This window comes from Cytobacillus sp. FSL K6-0129 (assembly GCF_038007625.1).
GTDB classification, from domain to species: Bacteria; Bacillota; Bacilli; order Bacillales; family Cytobacillaceae; genus Cytobacillus; species Cytobacillus kochii.
The window spans coordinates 2,265,426-2,282,779 of the sequence record NZ_JBBOXM010000001.1 but is presented as its reverse complement, the minus strand read 5'-3'; the positions used below and the strand labels follow the sequence as shown (position 1 = coordinate 2,282,779).

The 17,354-nt window shown below is 37.9% G+C and carries 15 protein-coding genes, 1 pseudogene and 1 riboswitch; of the genes and pseudogenes, 10 read left to right on the top strand and 6 right to left on the bottom strand.

Annotated features, from left to right (window positions below):
• Window positions 1-16: 16 nt before the first annotated feature.
• Window positions 17-793: a 3-hydroxybutyrate dehydrogenase gene (locus MHI57_RS11445; protein ID WP_095371951.1), complete on the bottom strand. Its 777-nt coding sequence runs from the start codon at window positions 791-793 to the stop codon at window positions 17-19.
• 185 nt (window positions 794-978) lie between these two features.
• Between MHI57_RS11445 and MHI57_RS11440 the strand changes: the two genes are divergently transcribed.
• The 8 genes from MHI57_RS11440 to MHI57_RS11405 all read left to right on the top strand — a co-directional run bounded on the left by MHI57_RS11440 (window position 979) and on the right by MHI57_RS11405 (window position 11,930).
• Window positions 979-1,908 (top strand): 3-hydroxyacyl-CoA dehydrogenase family protein, encoded by a 930-nt coding sequence (locus MHI57_RS11440; protein WP_322910472.1) that lies wholly within the window; start codon window positions 979-981, stop codon window positions 1,906-1,908.
• Between the two features lie 127 nt (window positions 1,909-2,035).
• Window positions 2,036-3,721 carry a sigma-54 interaction domain-containing protein gene (locus MHI57_RS11435; RefSeq protein ID WP_322910473.1) on the top strand — a complete coding sequence of 562 codons (1,686 nt, stop codon included), beginning with the start codon at window positions 2,036-2,038 and terminating at the stop codon, window positions 3,719-3,721.
• A 696-nt stretch (window positions 3,722-4,417) separates the two neighbouring features.
• Complete coding sequence (locus MHI57_RS11430; protein WP_095371953.1) at window positions 4,418-5,803, top strand: GntP family permease; 1,386 nt, start codon at window positions 4,418-4,420, stop codon at window positions 5,801-5,803.
• Between the two features lie 39 nt (window positions 5,804-5,842).
• Complete coding sequence (locus MHI57_RS11425; protein WP_224937040.1) at window positions 5,843-6,541, top strand: CoA transferase subunit A; 699 nt, start codon at window positions 5,843-5,845, stop codon at window positions 6,539-6,541.
• Window positions 6,542-6,556: 15 nt separating this feature from the next.
• A complete protein-coding gene (locus MHI57_RS11420) occupies window positions 6,557-7,198 on the top strand; it encodes a 3-oxoacid CoA-transferase subunit B (RefSeq protein ID WP_095371955.1) in 642 nt (213 codons plus the stop codon).
• A 362-nt stretch (window positions 7,199-7,560) separates the two neighbouring features.
• A complete protein-coding gene (locus tag MHI57_RS11415) occupies window positions 7,561-7,953 on the top strand; it encodes a hypothetical protein (protein WP_340976398.1) in 393 nt (130 codons plus the stop codon).
• Between the two features lie 207 nt (window positions 7,954-8,160).
• A complete protein-coding gene (locus MHI57_RS11410) occupies window positions 8,161-8,736 on the top strand; it encodes a TetR/AcrR family transcriptional regulator (protein WP_095371956.1) in 576 nt (191 codons plus the stop codon).
• 89 nt (window positions 8,737-8,825) lie between these two features.
• Complete coding sequence (locus tag MHI57_RS11405; protein WP_340976395.1) at window positions 8,826-11,930, top strand: MMPL family transporter; 3,105 nt, start codon at window positions 8,826-8,828, stop codon at window positions 11,928-11,930.
• Window positions 11,931-12,021: 91 nt separating this feature from the next.
• On the opposite strand, the gene MHI57_RS11400 is transcribed toward MHI57_RS11405, so the two are convergent.
• From MHI57_RS11400 to MHI57_RS11380, 5 genes are all read right to left on the bottom strand, one after another.
• Window positions 12,022-12,693, bottom strand: coding sequence for a methionine ABC transporter permease (locus MHI57_RS11400; protein WP_095371958.1), 672 nt, complete (start codon window positions 12,691-12,693; stop codon window positions 12,022-12,024).
• Window positions 12,668-13,705 carry a methionine ABC transporter ATP-binding protein gene (locus MHI57_RS11395; protein ID WP_251162039.1) on the bottom strand — a complete coding sequence of 346 codons (1,038 nt, stop codon included), beginning with the start codon at window positions 13,703-13,705 and terminating at the stop codon, window positions 12,668-12,670. The genes MHI57_RS11400 and MHI57_RS11395 overlap by 26 nt, the downstream gene beginning before the upstream one ends.
• Before the next feature lie 39 nt (window positions 13,706-13,744).
• Window positions 13,745-14,566, bottom strand: a complete 822-nt coding sequence (locus MHI57_RS11390) for a MetQ/NlpA family ABC transporter substrate-binding protein (RefSeq protein ID WP_340976391.1) — start codon at window positions 14,564-14,566, stop codon at window positions 13,745-13,747.
• Window positions 14,563-15,678: an iron-containing alcohol dehydrogenase family protein gene (locus tag MHI57_RS11385; RefSeq protein ID WP_307317716.1), complete on the bottom strand. Its 1,116-nt coding sequence runs from the start codon at window positions 15,676-15,678 to the stop codon at window positions 14,563-14,565. Before MHI57_RS11385 ends, MHI57_RS11390 begins: the two co-directional genes overlap by 4 nt.
• 92 nt (window positions 15,679-15,770) lie before the next feature.
• A riboswitch (SAM riboswitch) is annotated at window positions 15,771-15,886 on the bottom strand.
• 79 nt (window positions 15,887-15,965) lie between these two features.
• Window positions 15,966-16,535: a hypothetical protein gene (locus MHI57_RS11380; RefSeq protein WP_340976390.1), complete on the bottom strand. Its 570-nt coding sequence runs from the start codon at window positions 16,533-16,535 to the stop codon at window positions 15,966-15,968.
• Between the two features lie 215 nt (window positions 16,536-16,750).
• On the opposite strand from MHI57_RS11380, the gene MHI57_RS11375 reads away from it, so the two are divergent.
• Entirely contained in the window at window positions 16,751-16,903 is a 153-nt protein-coding gene (locus MHI57_RS11375; RefSeq protein WP_328200272.1) for a hypothetical protein, read from the top strand.
• A gap of 15 nt (window positions 16,904-16,918) precedes the next feature.
• Window positions 16,919-17,290 (top strand): annotated as a pseudogene (locus MHI57_RS25050) (GNAT family N-acetyltransferase); the annotation flags it as partial.
• Between the last annotated feature and the right edge of the window lie 64 nt (window positions 17,291-17,354).

The window sequence follows — 17,354 nt, the reverse complement described above, 5'->3', positions numbered from 1 at the left end:
TTTCTCTTTTTGTCACTTATTGCGCCGTATACCCACCATCCATCACAATCGCCTGGCCTGTTACGCCTCCAGCTAAATCACTGGCTAGGAACATGGCATAGTCAGCAATTTCTTTTACTTGTAGTAAGCGTTTTTGTGGAACGAGTGGATAGATGACTTCTTCAAGGACATTTTCTAATGGCACATTTCTTGTTGTTGCTAAGTCTTGTAATTGGTTTTGCACAAGTGGTGTGTCAACATAACCAGGGCAAAGGGCATTGACTGTAATGCCATCTGCTGCGGACTCTAGTGCGGCCACTTTTGTTAAGCCGATTACACCATGTTTCGCACTATTGTAGGCTGCTTTGTTGGCAAATCCAATTAATCCGTTAATGGATGCAATATTTAAGATACGACCAAATTGTTGTTCTTTCATAATTGGTAATACGTGTTTGAGTGAAATAAATGGTGCTGTAAGCATGATTTTAATCATCAGCTCAAATTTCTCAGTAGGGAAATCTTCAATGGGTGCCACATGTTGCAAACCGGCATTATTAATAAAGATATCGATTCTTCCATGTGTTTTCTTTGTTTCTTCAATCAAGCTGATAATGTCTTCTTCTTTTGTTACATCAGCTTTCAGGCCAGACACTTCTAGCCCTTTTTCTTGAAGAGATTGCGCAGAATTTTTGACTTCCTCTTCATTAATATCGGAAAGAACGACCTTGGCTCCGTTTTCGGCAAAAATTTTGCCAATCTCATAACCAATGCCTCGTGCTGAACCTGTTATAATTGCCACTTTATTAGATACCATTTTGACATTCCTCCATATCAATCTAGTGGCTTATTCCAGTATGAAGATGTGTAAAGTCAGTAATAGGGAGTTGGGGAGTTAAAACTGGAAAAATCGTAACATAGATTCACGGTTTTCGCAATTATTTTATTTTTGGCACAGTAATTGCATTTTTAATTTTTGAAAAGTTAAAGGAGGTTACAACGATGATAAGAAATATTACTGTGATTGGTTCAGGTGTAATGGGGACTGGTATTGCGATATCGTTTGCAACTAAAGGATACGACGTAATACTGAATGATTTAAACGATGAATTATTACATAAAGCAGAAAAAAGAGTAGCTGCAGATGTAGCATTACTTGTTGAAGAGGAAGTGTTATTAGAAAAGGAAGCGGATACAAGCTTGAATGCTATTCGATATGTTGCTAACTTATCTCAAGCAGTTCAAGAAGCAGATTTAATTATTGAAGCAATACCAGAAGTGATTGAATGGAAGTGGGATTTATATAAACAGTTGGAAGAAATGAAGCAACCAACAGCGATCGTTGCCTCAAATACATCAACTTTTCCTATTACGAGATTAATGGAGAAGTGCACGTTTGCTGATCAAATGGTGATCATGCATTTCTTTAACCCAGCACATCTAGTTCCCTTAGTAGAAATTATTAAACATGAACAGACTTCGGATGCAATTGTTGAAGAAGTGAGAAACATTATGAAAGAAATCGGCAAAGCACCTGTTATTTTACAAAAAGAAAAGTCTGGCTTTATTGCTAATCGATTACAAACAGCCTTAATGAGAGAAGCTTTTTCATTATTGGCTGAAGGCGTGGCAACAGCTGAAGATATAGATACGGCTATTACCGCAGGGCCAGGTTTCCGCTGGGCATTTACAGGGCCGATTGAGATTGCTGACTTCGGGGGATTAGATACTTGGGAAAGAGTATTTAATAACGTTGCTTCAGAATTAAATGACACAAAGGAAGCGCCAGCCATTATCTCTGACTTAGTAGCCGAGAAGAAGCTTGGTGTAAAGACAGGTGAAGGGATTTTCCAATATGAAGGTGAGATGGTCTCTAATAAACTATTAGAAAGAGACCGTTCCTTTATTCGCTTAGCAAAAATGAAAAAATAATGCGTAGGTGTAGAACGACAAAAAGTTCTACACCTTTTATGTGATTAAAAAATTTCTTTTGCCTGGCTATGATATAATAATGAAAATTATCAGATTGTAAAAAGTAGATTGTAAGGAGAGATCTAAGATGCAAAACAGTCATGCCATCCAGAATGAACAGTTATTTAACAAAATCATAGATGAGCTGCCGTTAGGGGTGATGATACTTAATCATCAAAAGGAGATACTGTTTTGTAATCAAAGATTGTTGTGGATGATGGATGACGATGAAAATGAAATGACTCATCTTCTCCAACAAGACTTCCTTCTCAGTACAATCGTTAAGATGAAAATAAATAAAAAAGAGCTATTAATTAAGGGTGAACGGTTAGAAGGTATAAATGGCGCTGCCTATATGTATCTTTGTGCACTTTCAAATGAAGCTATTGCAGATTTGCTACCTACCGGCCAAGGACAGCAAGAGAATGAGATGCTAATAGAAGACATTCTAGAATATGCTTATGACGGCTTAGTGCTTGTTGATGCAAAAGGCTATGTCGTTCTGTTGACGCAAGCATATGCGGAATTTTTGAAGGTCGATCAGAAAAGCTCAATAGGTAAGCATGTTACAGAAGTGATCGAAAATACGAGAATGCATATCGTTGTAAAAACAGGTAAGCAAGAAGCAGCCTCTTTACAGAAAGTAAATGGTGGCTATATGATTGCTACTCGTTCGCCTATTTTTAAAAATGGAAAAGTAGTAGGTGCGGTTGGAAAGCTCCTATTTAAAAATGTTGGTCAGTTTTCCGCATTATTTAAACGATTGCACTCATTAGAAAAAGAGTTGAAGAAATATAAGGGTGATTTTAGAGAAAGTAATAAAGCATCATACTCTTTTCATCATTTAATTGGTGAATCTCCTGCTTTTAAACAAGTAAAAGCGCAAGCAGTCAAAGTGGCCGAAAATGATTCTAATGTGTTGCTCTTAGGTGAGAGCGGGACAGGCAAGGAATTATTTGCACATGCGATTCATCAGGCAAGCAGTAGGGGAATGGGGCTGTTTGTAAAAGTGAATTGTGCTGCTATCCCAGCTGAATTAATTGAATCCGAACTATTCGGCTATGAAGAGGGAGCGTTTACAGGTGCAAGAAAAGGCGGCAAAGCAGGAAAGTTTGAAACAGCAGATGGAGGCACAATTTTTTTAGATGAAATAGGTGAGCTGCCCATTCATATGCAAGTGAAGTTATTACGCGTGTTACAAGAAAAAGAAGTTGAACGAGTCGGTTCAACTAATAGTAAAGCCATTGATGTTCGTATTATTGCAGCAACTAACCGTAATCTAGAGGATATGGTTAATAAAGGAGAATTCCGATTGGATCTTTACTATCGCTTAAAGGTGATGGAAATAACCATTCCTTCTTTAAAAGATAGAAAAGAAGATGTTTCACGACTGTCTCATTATTTTACAGAAAAATACGCAACAATGATGGCAAAACCAGTCAAGGGGATTGACGAAAAGGCGCTCCATATCTTGAAAAACTACCATTGGCCAGGCAATATTCGAGAACTTGAAAATGTAATCGAGCGCGCGATGAATATGGTTGATCTCAATTGTTTTATTGAACCGAAGCACTTGTCGACAAATATTAAATTACAAGAAACAGTAATACCTACACGTACATTAGCAGAAGTCATGGAAGAAACAGAAAAACAAACCATTATTCAATGTCTAACAGCAGTTGGTGGCAAGAAAACAGAAGCAGCCAAACGTCTCGGCATTAGCCGTACGACATTGTATGAAAAAATGAACAAATATCATTTGCTAGAAGAGTAAGCAAGGTTTAGAACGGGATTCTACCAAATACTTGTTATAGTGTTTGGTAGGATTTTTTTTGTATGATACCCAAAACGGTACAACTGTAGATGATGATTGTTAATTATCCACACAAAAAGACGGAAAAACTCGAAGGAGTGTGGGCAATTGGAGTTTGCCCACACAAAAGAGTGGAAAATCCAGAAGAAATGCGGGTAATAAATTACGATTTGTCCACACAAAAGAGTAGAAATCCCAAGAGTAGTGTGGATATCAATGTTTATCCACATTATCTGTAACCCCTATTCTCACAAAAACAAAAAAGATAAATGATTCGATATTCCGTAAATCTGTTAAGTAATCCGTACAAGAACTGAGTGGATATTCTTAGAGTGTGCGTAAATCCATACAGAATAACCGCAGTGTTTTAAAAGTGACAGTTTTTCTGAACGGTTTTTGCGAAAAAAATGTGCATGAATATAAAAAAGAATAAGAATAGAGGGAATTTTTAAGTTGGCACGTTCATTGCATAGTTTTAACAGACGGTTTATTGTCAGTATGACTCCAAAAGAAATTTTTGGGGAGATGTATATGGAAATGAAAACGTTTTCTACAAGTAAAAGTAAGAGGGAGTTACAAAGGGGGAGAAAAGCAACAATCGGACGACTCTGGGGAGAAGTCAGTTTGACTTGTTAGCGAAAATAAAGGGGGATTTCATTGTTTATTGAGATTTTTGCTATTATACTAGCATTAGGACTTTTAATTTTCTTAGCTTATCGTGGTTATCCAGTTATTATTATTGCCCCAATTGTTACGTTATTAGCTGTTGTCATATCTGGAGGGTTATTATTACCAAGCTACACAGAGACGTATATGTCGAATGCAGCTAATTATATCAAATCATTTTTCCCAATCTTCCTACTAGGTGCGATTTTCGGAAAAGTGATGGAAATGACAGGAGCAGCAGCAGCCATTGCAAGGACAATTGTATCCTCACTAGGGTCAAAACATGCTATTTTAGCTGTTGTACTTGCATGTTCTGCGTTAACATATGGAGGCGTTTCCCTATTTGTCGTCGCATTTGCTGTTTATCCGTTTGCTGCAGCTATCTTCAAAGAAGCTGATATTCCTAAACGTTTAATTCCAGGCGCTATTGCATTAGGAGCATTCACGTATACAATGGACGCACTACCTGGTACGCCACAAATTCAAAATATTATACCAACGAATTATTTTGGAACAGATGCTTATGCTGCCCCTCTTGTAGGTATCATTGGAGCAATTATTATCTTCACTGGCGGGATGATTTGGTTAGAACGTCGTAGAAGGAAAGCGCTTGCGAATGGCGAAGGTTATGGTACAGGGCATAAAAACGAGCCTGAAAAAGTCGACCCGAATACGTTACCAAGTTTTTGGTTAGCAATCTTACCACTTGTTGTCGTGATTGCATTAAACTTTATTTTTAGCCGCACAAGTTGGTCTGCGAAATTCTGGTATGATGCATCACAGCTTTCTGAACAATACAATATTGCTGATCCAAGCACAGTCACTTCAACATGGGCACTCGTTGCAGCATTAACCATCGGAATAATTGTCGCAATGCTCACGAATGTGAGAAAAATAAAAACAGGTTTGGCAGCAGGGTTAACGACAGCTGCTATGGGTTCATTACTAGCAATCTTTAATACTGCTTCTGAAGTTGGCTTCGGTAATGTTGTGAAAACGCTACCGGGTTTTACAGCGATTCAAGACTGGGTATTTAATGCAAGCAATAATCCGTTAGTCTCTGAAGCTATTGCTGTAAACGTACTCTCAGGGGTAACTGGGTCTGCCTCAGGTGGGTTATCAATCGCATTAGAGGTAATGGGTGCACAATATTTACAGATGGCACAAACATTAGGTATTTCGCCAGAGTTACTTCATCGTATTGCTTCTATGGCTTCAGGTGGAATGGATACCCTTCCTCATAACGGTGCTGTTATTACATTATTAGCGATTACTGGCTTAACACATAGACAATCATATGGAGATATCTTTGTGTTGACAATATTAAAAACGATTACTGTATTTGCATTAGCTTTTGCTATTTCACTATTTATTTAATTTAATAGTTTATAAGGAAGATGGAAGGAGAGTCATACCATGAGTAAAATAATTACATCTTTAGATGAAGTGTTAGAACAAGTTCAGGACGGTGCTTCTATAGCAGTAGGTGGTTTTGGTTTATGCGGTATTCCAGAGAAACTAATTATAGCCCTGCAAGAAAAAGGAACGAAGGAACTAACGGTATACAGTAATAACTGTGGTGTGGATGACTGGGGATTAGGCTTACTTCTACAAAATAAACAAATCAAAAAAATGGTCGCCTCTTATGTAGGAGAAAATAAAACATTTGAAAAACAATTTTTAAGCGGTGAGCTTGAAGTTGAACTCGTTCCTCAAGGTACATTAGCTGAAAGGTTAAGAGCTGGTGGCGCTGGAATTCCAGGATTTTACACAGCAACTGGTGTAGGCACAGAGGTTGCTAAAGGGAAAGAACATAAAGAATTTGATGGGAAAACATATATTTTAGAAAGAGGCATTGTAGCGGATTTCGCTTTTGTAAAAGCATGGAAAGCAGATCCATTTGGCAACTTAGTCTTTAGAAAAACAGCTCGTAACTTTAATCCAACTGTGGCGACAGCAGGAAAAATAACGATTGTTGAAGTAGAAGAGTTAGTTGGTGCGGGGGAATTAGATGCAGATGAGATTCATACACCGGGCGTATATGTTCAACATGTATATGAAGGAAAAGCTTATGAGAAAAGAATAGAGAGACTAACAACGAGAAAAGAAGCTTAAAAGGAGGACATAATCATGAGTGGAAGAGAAAAAATACTCAATAGAGCAGTAAAAGAAATTAAAGATGGTATGTGTGTAAACCTTGGTATTGGCATGCCTACTTTAATTGCAGATCGCATCCCTGAAGAATTTGATGTGATGCTTCAATCCGAAAATGGTTTATTGGGCATTGGTAGCTACCCGAAAGAGTCTGAAGTAGACGCTGATCTTATCAATGCTGGAAAAGAAACAGTGACAGCTAAACGCAATGCTTCGTATTTTGATAGCGCAGAATCCTTCTCTATGATTCGTGGCGGTCATATCGATCTTGCTATCCTTGGTGGTATGGAAGTATCTGAAACAGGTGATTTAGCCAATTGGATGATACCAGGAAAAATGGTTAAAGGTATGGGTGGCGCCATGGACCTTGTTCAAGGAGCAAAACGCATCGTTGTCATCATGGACCATCGTAATAAATATGGTGAGTCTAAAGTGAAAAAGAGTTGTGAATTGCCACTAACTGGTGAAGGAGTTGTTCATGTACTTATTACGGACATGGCAGTCTTCGAATTCACTGAAAAGGGCATGGAACTTGTAGAATTACAAGAGGGCGTGACTTTAGAAGAATTAAAAGAGGCAACTGCCGCTTCTTTTATTGTACGTGAATCGGTGAAATAAATTTGTAGCAAAAAGACTGACTTTATTCTTGAGTCAGTCTTTTTGCTATATGTAAGAGGGGTTAGGAAGATAAGTAAAATAAAGTGGGAGTTTGTGAACAAGTCAGGCATCGTTAGGTGAGTTGTTCTTTAAGTAATGAATACACACAAAAGTGGGAAGGAAAAGGCAGGGAAATGCGTGTAGTTCAAGTATACGGGCAAAGGTGGTAGGGAGAAGCCAAAGAACTGCACGCAAATGATGAATACGCGCAAAAGCGAGGAGTAACAAACAAAGAATTGCGCGCAAATGATGAATACGCGCAAAAGCGAGGAGTAGCCAACAAAGAACTGCGCGCAACCCATGAATACGCGCAAAAGTGAGAAGTGGCAAACAAAGAACTGCACGCAAAACATAAATATGCGCAAAAGCGAGAAGTGGCAAACAAAGAATTGCGCGCAAATGATGAATACGCGCAAAAGCGAGGAGTAACAAACAAAGAACTGCGCGCAAATGATGAATACGCGCAAAAGCGAGGAGTGGCAAACAAAGAATTGCGCGCAACCCATGAATACGCGCAAAAGCGAGGAGTAACAAACAAAGAACTGCGCGCAAATCATAAATACGCGCAAAAGCGAGGAGTAGCCAACAAAGAACTGCGCGCAACCCATAAATACGCGCAAAAGCGAGGAGTGGCAAACAAAGAATTGCGCGCAAATGATGAATACGTGCAAAAGCGAGGAGTGGCAAACAAAGAATTGCGCGCAACCCATATATAAACCCAAACTCACAAAAACGCAGATGGTGTGTTAAATAGTTGTTTGTGTACATCTTCCTATAGTCAATGGCAAGTCTGCCATTTTTGCTTAAAGTCCAAATACCTCTCTCTTTTCCCTTGTAAAATATAAAAAAATATATTATTCTATTCCCAAAAGGAATGAATGTTCATTCCGAATCATATATTGACTAAAGTGAGGAGCGAGTATATGACGGACGCAAAAAAGTCGAAGCGGCAAGATATATTGGATGCCGCGATTGTTTTGTTTGCAGAGAGGGGGTATAACGGGACGACGGTACCAATGATTGCTGATGCTGCAAAGGTTGGGGCAGGAACGATTTATCGTTATTTTGATCATAAAGAGAACTTAGTTAATGTGCTCTTCCAGGAAAAACTAAATGCGTTATTTGAACAATTATTAAAGGATTATCCGACTGATGCAAGTATCCGTGAACAATTTCATCATATCTTTGAGAGTATTCACCACTTTGCGATGGGAGATACACATGCGCTACATTTCATTGATTCTCATTGTAATGAAATGTTTTTAACAGAAGAGAGTCAGGAACTTTTTGATTCGTTTATAGAGTATATCTCCAATGTTGTTAGGGTTGGTCAAGAAAGAGGAGAAATTATTGTTCTACAAACAGAGGCTTTGATAGGTGTTGTTTATGGTGCCATTGTACAAATTTTAAAAATGGTGCGGGCAGGAACGATTGATGGTAGTTCTCCTTTAATGGATAACTTAGAGGAATGTTGTTGGAATGCGATTAAAGCCAACTAGTTAAGCTAGCTTGAAAGTTGATTTCAAGCTGAACATAAATAGGAATGAATATTCATTCCGTGATTTAAAAAAGAGAAAGGAGCCAGAACGTGTCAAAGTTTAAAAATGTAAGAACCCTATTATTTTTCGGGTGGGTTGTCATCTCAATATTAAGTTTCCTTTGGATGCCGAATATGGATGACCTTGTTAGAGAAAAGGGGCAAATAACCATACCAGATAATGCCTTAAGTAGAGAAGCGTCACACATGTTAGAGGAAATGAATGAGAATGCAAATACGTATGATTTTATAGCAGTAATAGGATCAAAAGATGGCAAGAAAATGTCTAATCAGGAGAAAGAGGAATTAGATAAACTTCTTGCAGAATTAAAAGCCAGACAATCAACACTTGGTATCGAAGAGATGACAACGCATTTAGATGGTGAAGAAGCAGCTTCGGTTCTAACAGCTGAAGATGGTTCGACCATACTAGCGCAGATTTCTATTGACCGAGAGCAAGGAGAATTACAGGAAGTCGCTAATTCTCTTAGAAGTGAGCTCATAACAGAAACACTCCAAGTTTCTATTACTGGCAACGAACTTGTCATGGAAGACTTTGTTCAGGCGACGCAGGATGGGATTAAGAAAACCGAGGCAATTGCCGTCGTATTCATCCTACTCGTATTAATTCTTGTTTTCCGTTCACCGATTATACCGTTTATCTCATTATTATCTGTGGGTGTATCCTATATCGTCTCTATGTCTATTATTGCCAACTTAGTAGAATCATTTAATTACCCATTTTCAAATTTTACGCAAGTATTCTTAGTAGTGATTTTATTTGGAATAGGTACGGACTATAATATTTTACTTTTTACGAGGTTTAAAGAAGAGCTGAGTAAGCAAGAAACCATTTTAGAAGCACTTAAAGTTACCTATCGTACGGCAGGAATTACTGTTTTATATAGTGGTTTAGCGGTGTTTATTGGTTTTATTGTATTAATGTTTGCTCAATTTAGCTTGTATCAAGCTAGTTCGGCAGTAGCTATTGGTGTAGCAGTCCTTGTCGGAGTGTTGTATACATTTAATCCATTTTTCATGTACGTATTAGGGAAGAAAATGTTTTGGCCATCTAAGAAATTTGATGGTCATGCAGACAGTAAATTTTGGGGATTTCTATCAGGACATTCAATAATGCGTCCTTTTCTCTCATTATTTATTGTCCTCCTTATCTCTTTACCATTTGTATTCAAATACTCGGGAGAATTAAGCTATAACGACCTTCTTGAAGTAGATGATTCTTTTGAATCAAAACAGGGGATCAATCGGATAGAAGACCATTTTCCTTCTGGGTTCTCAGCACCGGCAACATTAGTTATAAAAAATGAGCAATCACTCAATCAACAAGAGTCATTGCAAGCGATAGATGAATTGACAGAGAAAATATTAGCTGTAGATGGCGTATCCAAGGTACAATCTGTAACAAGACCAGCTGGAGAAAAAATAGCAGAACTCTATTTAAATGATCAAACAGATCAATTAAATCAAGGGATTGGGGATGCTAACAAAGGGGTAGGAACGATACATGATGGTTTATCTTCTGCTGAAGGAGAATTATCAGCCAATCAAAATAGTAATCAATTAGAAGATGTGCAAACACTCATTGATGGAACAACAAATGCTAAAAACGGAGCGTCGACCTTAGTTGAGGCACTGAATGAATTAACATCTGGAATTCAATCAGGTAGTAGTGGGGCAAGTGAGTTAAATCAAGGGATTGCAGATGTGAAGGCAAGTGTGGAACAGCTTTCTGGTGCAACTGGCACATTATTGAATGGCTATACAGATCTGCAAACAGGTCTTTCGAATACAGGCAATGTATTTATACAGATGAATACTGCAGTAACAAGCATGACTTTAGCATTTACGCAAATTGAGCAATCTTTAACAAACTATATTGAAGAAAATCCCGAAGCTGCTTCAGATGAACATATGCAATTCGCATTAGGAACAGCAGGGGAGGCGAAGCAACAAGTTGAGGGGTTAAATACGCAATTAGAAGCTGTTCATCCGCAATATGAAAGAGCGATGTCCCAGTTTGAAGAAGCGAATGCAGGACTAGAGCAAGTGGATGCTGGTTTAGAAAAACTGCATAACGGTTTAGTTGCATTAGAGTCAGGTGCAAATGAATTGCAAACAGGGCTAGCAAATGGTGCAAATGCATCAGACGAAATGGCAACAAAATCGGGTGAATTAGCGTCTGGTTTAGCCCAGATTAATGAGGGACAAACCATGCTCCAAACGGGTTTAAATGATTTAAGTGAGAAAATGGTGGAGTTACAAAAGGGATTAGTAGAAAGTACAGATGGATTAAATCAAGTAGGAGAAGGTTTACAGGATGCAAATAAGTATCTTAGCGGGTTAAGTGACTCGAAAGCTTCAGAGAAATTCTTTATTCCAGAGGAAGTGTTAAATGGAGAGGAATTCCAGCAAGCACTTGATATGTATGTATCAGATAATCAAAAAATGACGACGTTGACGATTGTGTTAGAAGAAAATCCTTATACAAATGAAGCCATGAAGGTAATGGAGGAAGTCAATCGTCAAGTGCCGGCAAGCTTGAAGGCAACCATTTTACAAGATGCTGAATATGCAATCGGTGGGCAAACACAGCAAAATCTAGATTTACAAAATATTGCTACAGAAGATTTCGCTCGAACGGCAACAATAATGTTAATTGGCATTGGCGTCGTTCTAATGGTCATTACCCGTTCTGTTATGCAGCCATTATATATTATTGCTGCACTTCTATTAGCCTACTATACTTCATTAGGTATTAGTGAATGGATGAGTCAATCTATTCTTGGCGTGGGTGAACTCGCTTGGAATGTGCCGTTTTTTGGCTTTATTATGATTATCGCTCTTGGGGTCGATTATAGTATCTTTCTTATGATGCGTTTTAATGAAGTGGATGGTAATCCAGTAAATGCGATCTTAACGGCAGCGAAAAATATAGGTGGAGTAGTGATATCGGCTGCTATTATTTTAGGAGGGACCTTTGCTGCATTAATCCCTTCAGGTGTTATTACACTGATTGAAGTGGCGCTAGTTGTGATAATTGGGCTAATCATGCTGAGCTTACTTATGCTACCAATCTTAGTCCCATCATTTTTAGCCATTGGGGAGAAATTAAAGAGAAGAAGAGAAGAGACCTAAAGTTAAGAAGAACAATCTCTTCCCCGGTTTTCTTAAGACCCTTCTATCAGAAATAAGAAAAGAGCCGAACATTCGCTTCGGCTCTTTTGCTTTAATCCTTCTTTAACTTCGCAGCCCAGAAATTCCCTAATGACTGTAATCCTTGTACTAAAATAATCAGTAAAATGACTGTGACATACATCACATCAACTTCATATCTTAAATGTCCATAACGGTAGGCTAAGTCACCAAGTCCTCCGCCGCCAACGAGTCCCGCCATTGCTGTAGCACCAATTAATCCAATTGTTGCAATCGTGAGTCCAAGAACGATTGAAGAGCGAGATTCTCTAACAAGTACATTCCATATAATATGTCTTGTTTTAATTCCCATTGCTTCATAGGCTTCGACTACGCCACGGTCAACCTCAAGTAATGCTGATTCCATTAAGCGCGCAATATATGGAGCAGTATAAATAACAAGTGGGACAATTACGCCTTTTACACCAATCGATGTACCGACAATAAATTTGGTAAACGGTAGAATGAAAAATAATAAGATAATAAAAGGTACGGAACGAATGACGTTAATCACTACGTTGAGCACATTATATACAAATTTATTATCTAGGGCTTTACCTGGTCTAGTCAAAACAAGGAGAATCCCTAATGGTAGCCCGATCAGAATGGAAATAGCGAGAGAGATACCAACCATTTGGAAGGTTTGTATCGTTGATTCCCATAAATCAGCACCCCATGCATCAAGAAATTCGTTGATGGCGTTCATTGAGTGTCACTCCTTCCACATGGACTTGTTTCTCTTGTAAAAATTGTATGGCTTTGTTAATTTCTGCTGTATCGCCTTTAAAATGGACAAGCAACTGTCCGAATGCTTCATCTTTTAATCTTGTAATATTACCAGATAAGATATTAGGGAAAATATCATATTTTTTCGTTACTAATGCAAGTGCAGGATCACCTGATGATTCACCAAAGAAAGATAATGTTGCCACTTGGCCACTTTCACTTAATTCCTCTAATAGATCATCGGGGATATCATGTGAAAATAAGCTATTAACGAATCTTTTTGTTGTACTGTGTTGAGGAGAGGTAAAGATATCCTTCGTTCGTCCCTCTTCAATAATTTCCCCATTTTCCATAACGGCCACACAATCGCAAATCCTTTGGATAACATTCATCTCATGTGTAATAAGGAGAATCGTAATTCCTAATTCTTTATTGATTTTTAATAGCAAATCAAGAATTGCCTCTGTTGTATCTGGATCTAAGGCGCTTGTTGCTTCATCGCTGAGTAATACTTCTGGTTCATGCGATAATGCACGTGCAATAGCAACCCTTTGCTTTTGGCCACCAGATAACTCAGCTGGATAAGCATTTTGTTTTTCACTTAAACCGACAATCTCTAAATATTTATTAACGCGGCTCTTTACTTCTTTCTTATCTAATCCTGTTAGTTTAAGAGGGATAGCAATATTATCATAAACTGTTGCTGTTTTTAATAAGTTAAACCCTTGAAAAATCATGCCGATATGACTTCTTGCTTCACGGAGTTTTCCTGGTGTCAGCGTGGTTAAATCCACCCCATTGACTTTTACAGAACCACTATCAGGTTTTTCAAGTAAGTTCACACAGCGAATTAATGTACTTTTACCAGCGCCGCTGTATCCGATAACCCCGTAGATTTCTCCTTGATTCACTGATAGTGAGACATCCTTTAATGCATGGATGCTTCCTTGTTTTCCTGTAAAGGTTTTGGTTATATTCTTAAGCTCTATCATGATTTGATGCTCCCTCCGTAACGCTCATTTTTAATCATTTTACCAAGAGACGATAACTGATCCGTCAAATTCCTCTTCAACAAACTTTTCAATTTCTTCACTGCGGTAGATATCAGCTAATTTTTCAAGAATTTCATCATCTTTATTCTCCGTACGGACAGCAGCGTGGTTTACGTAAGGTGAATCCTTAGGCTCGATAAAGATAGCGTCTTTAGAAGGGACAAAACCAGCTTCAATTGCAAAGTTCGTGTTAATAGCTGCAGCGTCAAGCTCTTCTAGCTGACGAGCGATTTGAGCAGAGTCAAGTTCAATAAATTCATAGTTACCATTGTTTTTTTCAATATCACGAACTGTTGAATTAATACCTGTTTCAGGATCTAATTCGATTAATCCCGCTTTTTCAAATAGTAATAGAGCTCGGCCACTATTTGTTGGGTCACTCGGAAGACCGATTTTTGCGCCATCTTTTAATTCAGCTACATCTTTTACATTGAGTGCATAGATGCCCATCGGGAATGAAACGGTATCAAAAGATTTAACTAAATCTAAATTTCTATCTTCTTTAAATGCATTAAAATAAGGCTCAGTTTGAAAAATGTTTAAGTCAATCTCTTTTTCAGCTAATGCGACATTTGGCATCACATAATCAGTAAATACTTGTGATTTAATGTTGATATCTTCTTCTTTAGCTAATTCAATTACTTTTTCTAAGATTTGCTCATGTGGACCTGCAGTGACACCAATGACTAATTCTTCATCGTCATATAATCCTTCTGTAGAGTTGCTGGCTTCATCACTACCACATGCAGCTAAGCCTGTTAAAGATAATAAGAATGTTCCAGTTAGTAACCATTTTTTCATGATGTTTGAACTCCTTTTTGTTCATTTTGTTTTTCTAATAATCGAAGTGCTTGTAAAACAGAATGTTCACTTATCTCGTTTTTCATAAAGTGAATAGATTCAGTTGGGCGTATCGCCTTTTTTACAATTGTCTTCATTAATTGCTCATCATTCACATCAATAGTTAGACTAGAGAGACTACTTGGCAATTGCCAGCTCTCATAAAACGGGAGAAGGTAATCAACTTCCGTCCATTTTTCTTCAATGGCCAATTGACCAAGAATCCCGTAAGCGACTAATTCCCCATGAAGAAAATCTTGGGCTGCATCCGCTACGGTTAGTCCATTATGAAACGAATGGGCACCAGCGATTCGTCCTGCTTTTTCGCCGAATCCACCGACCATACCCCCAGTCATGATAATCGTTTCAATCACACGGATAAGTGCTTTTGAGGTTTCGTTTTTGGCTACTGATTGTAGTGCGGCTTCACCATCATTAAGCAATGTATCTCGGCAAATTTTAGCTGAAAATTGCGAAACTTGTTTAGGTACAGGAAGTGTTTCTTCAGGGTAAAAACTTTCAATTAGAGCTTCAGCTTCATAAAACTTGGCTAATGTATCCCCAATTCCTGCTTTTAAATAAGTAATAGGCGCTTTAGCAATAATTTCAGGTTCAACCAATACGAGGGTTGTCGCAATAGGGAACTCGGTATAATGAGTAAAGCTGCCTTCTTCATTATAAAAAACACTTAATGGTGTCCAAGCGGCACAGGTAGCTGCGATTGTCGGTATAAGAATGGATTGAACAGATGCTTCAATCGCAACTGCTTTTGTTATATCTAATGCTGTCCCACCACCAATACCTATTACGCCATTAGCACCATCATTTGTTATTATTTCTTGGATGTCATGGACCTTTTTTAAGGTAGTGTGACCATCTATATAATGAAGGTGAATGTTGTTATCTATTACTTCCTTGGGCAAGTAGGGTTGCACGGCTTGCCAAGCTTTTTTACCGGTTATTATATGGTATTTGGAAACAGAAATATCTTTAAGTAGGTCGGGGAGTTCTGTTAGAATGCCTGAACCTAATAAATAATGTCCTGGAGCCCCTTTTACGATTGTTACAGTCATTTCCTCTCCTCGTTTCTCTTTTGATGTGATGATAAAAACAAAAATGCCTCTCATCATGAGAGGCATAAATATACTAGAATAGTAGTAAACCTCTCTCATATATCAAAATACCAAAAAGTATTTTGCAGGATTTAGCACCTGTTCATATGGGTATATGAATGGTTGCCGGGCGTCGCAGGGCCAGTCCCTCAGCCGCTCTTTATAAGAGAAAATGCTTTATTAAATTATATTCATAATATTATCTATTACATGAAAAGTCAATAACATAATTGAAATTAATCATTAAACTAGTGATGGTGTTCTACTTGTGGGGTGTTTTCTTCAATCGGATGAATTGAGTTCTTCGCTTCTTGATGAATTCCCGATGCACAGATAATGGCGATGCTTAATAAGAATGTTAGATAGAAGGGCACAGGTCGATTTTTCAATGCTTCCTTTAATGAATGTTTTTTGTGCATGAGAAGCATCATGGCAAAAATACTAATTAAATAAATCAGATCCATGCTAATGATCATAAATGTAACTTCACTGGGTACCAACATAATGCCTAGCATTGCCCCCATCATACTTCCCATGAGACTTGACGCTTGAGCTTCAACGAGTCCGTTTGTTTTAAACGGTAGTCCTATAAAAATGGCAATGACAGCGCTAATGAGAATTGATAATACAGTTGCTTTAGCCATTTCTGGTAACCACACAGATATAATCAAACCGATTGTTAAGCTACTCGTCATACCAACCACCATGGGAATACATTTAGAATATTTTGTAGCTATTTCTTTCTTTTTTCTAACGGCACTAAAAAAGAAAAAGAAACTGTAGCCGACAACTAGAAAAAGACTGAACAAAGCAAGCATATTCAAATTACCCTCCTTTGGATGCTCATAAAATATCTCGATGCCTCCTTTCATATATATTTTGTATCGTAGTGATTATGTCAGTGCAATGATAAGAAACTTTTTATACTGTTCATTCGTAAATGAATAAAGCAATATTTTCAAACTAAGAAAAGTGGTAGTCTTGGTTTATAAGTTTTCATTCAGAACAGTTTTATAAAAAAAGGAGTTTTTATATGGGGGAAGAAATAAAGATTAGACCGATACATATAAATGATGCAAGAGATATTCATGAAATGCATAGGCAAGATTCTATTATTCAACAAACAATGGCCTTATCATCGGGGAGATTAAAAGATATTGAAGATTATATTGAAGGACTTACATAAGAAGACCATGTATTTGTTGCAGAATGTAACGGTCATGTTCGAGGGATAGCTTCCTTAGAAGAGAGAAGTGGAAAGTTAAGATATAGCGGGAATGTGTCCATCTCTATTAATGAAGAAGTACAAGGAAGAGGGATTGGCAAGACGCTTCTTGAGCGAATAGTAAAGCTTGCCGATGAAGAGTTAGGACTCATCAGATTAGAGTTAGATGTATGTGCAGATAATATAAGGGCGATTGCATTATATGAAATGTTTAACGAGGCTTTGTCTAGCTCCGGACGCCATCGGCTCGAGGTCATAAGCCAATCCGTCAAAAAGGTTAAAAAACAACCTTTCTGCCGGCTCGTCTTATGCTTGTCACCGATAAGCAGGCGCCCTGCGCTTTTCTAATTTATAGATGTTATTATTATGGGAAGAATTAAAGAGAACCTTTAAATAGAAGCGATTTAATGTT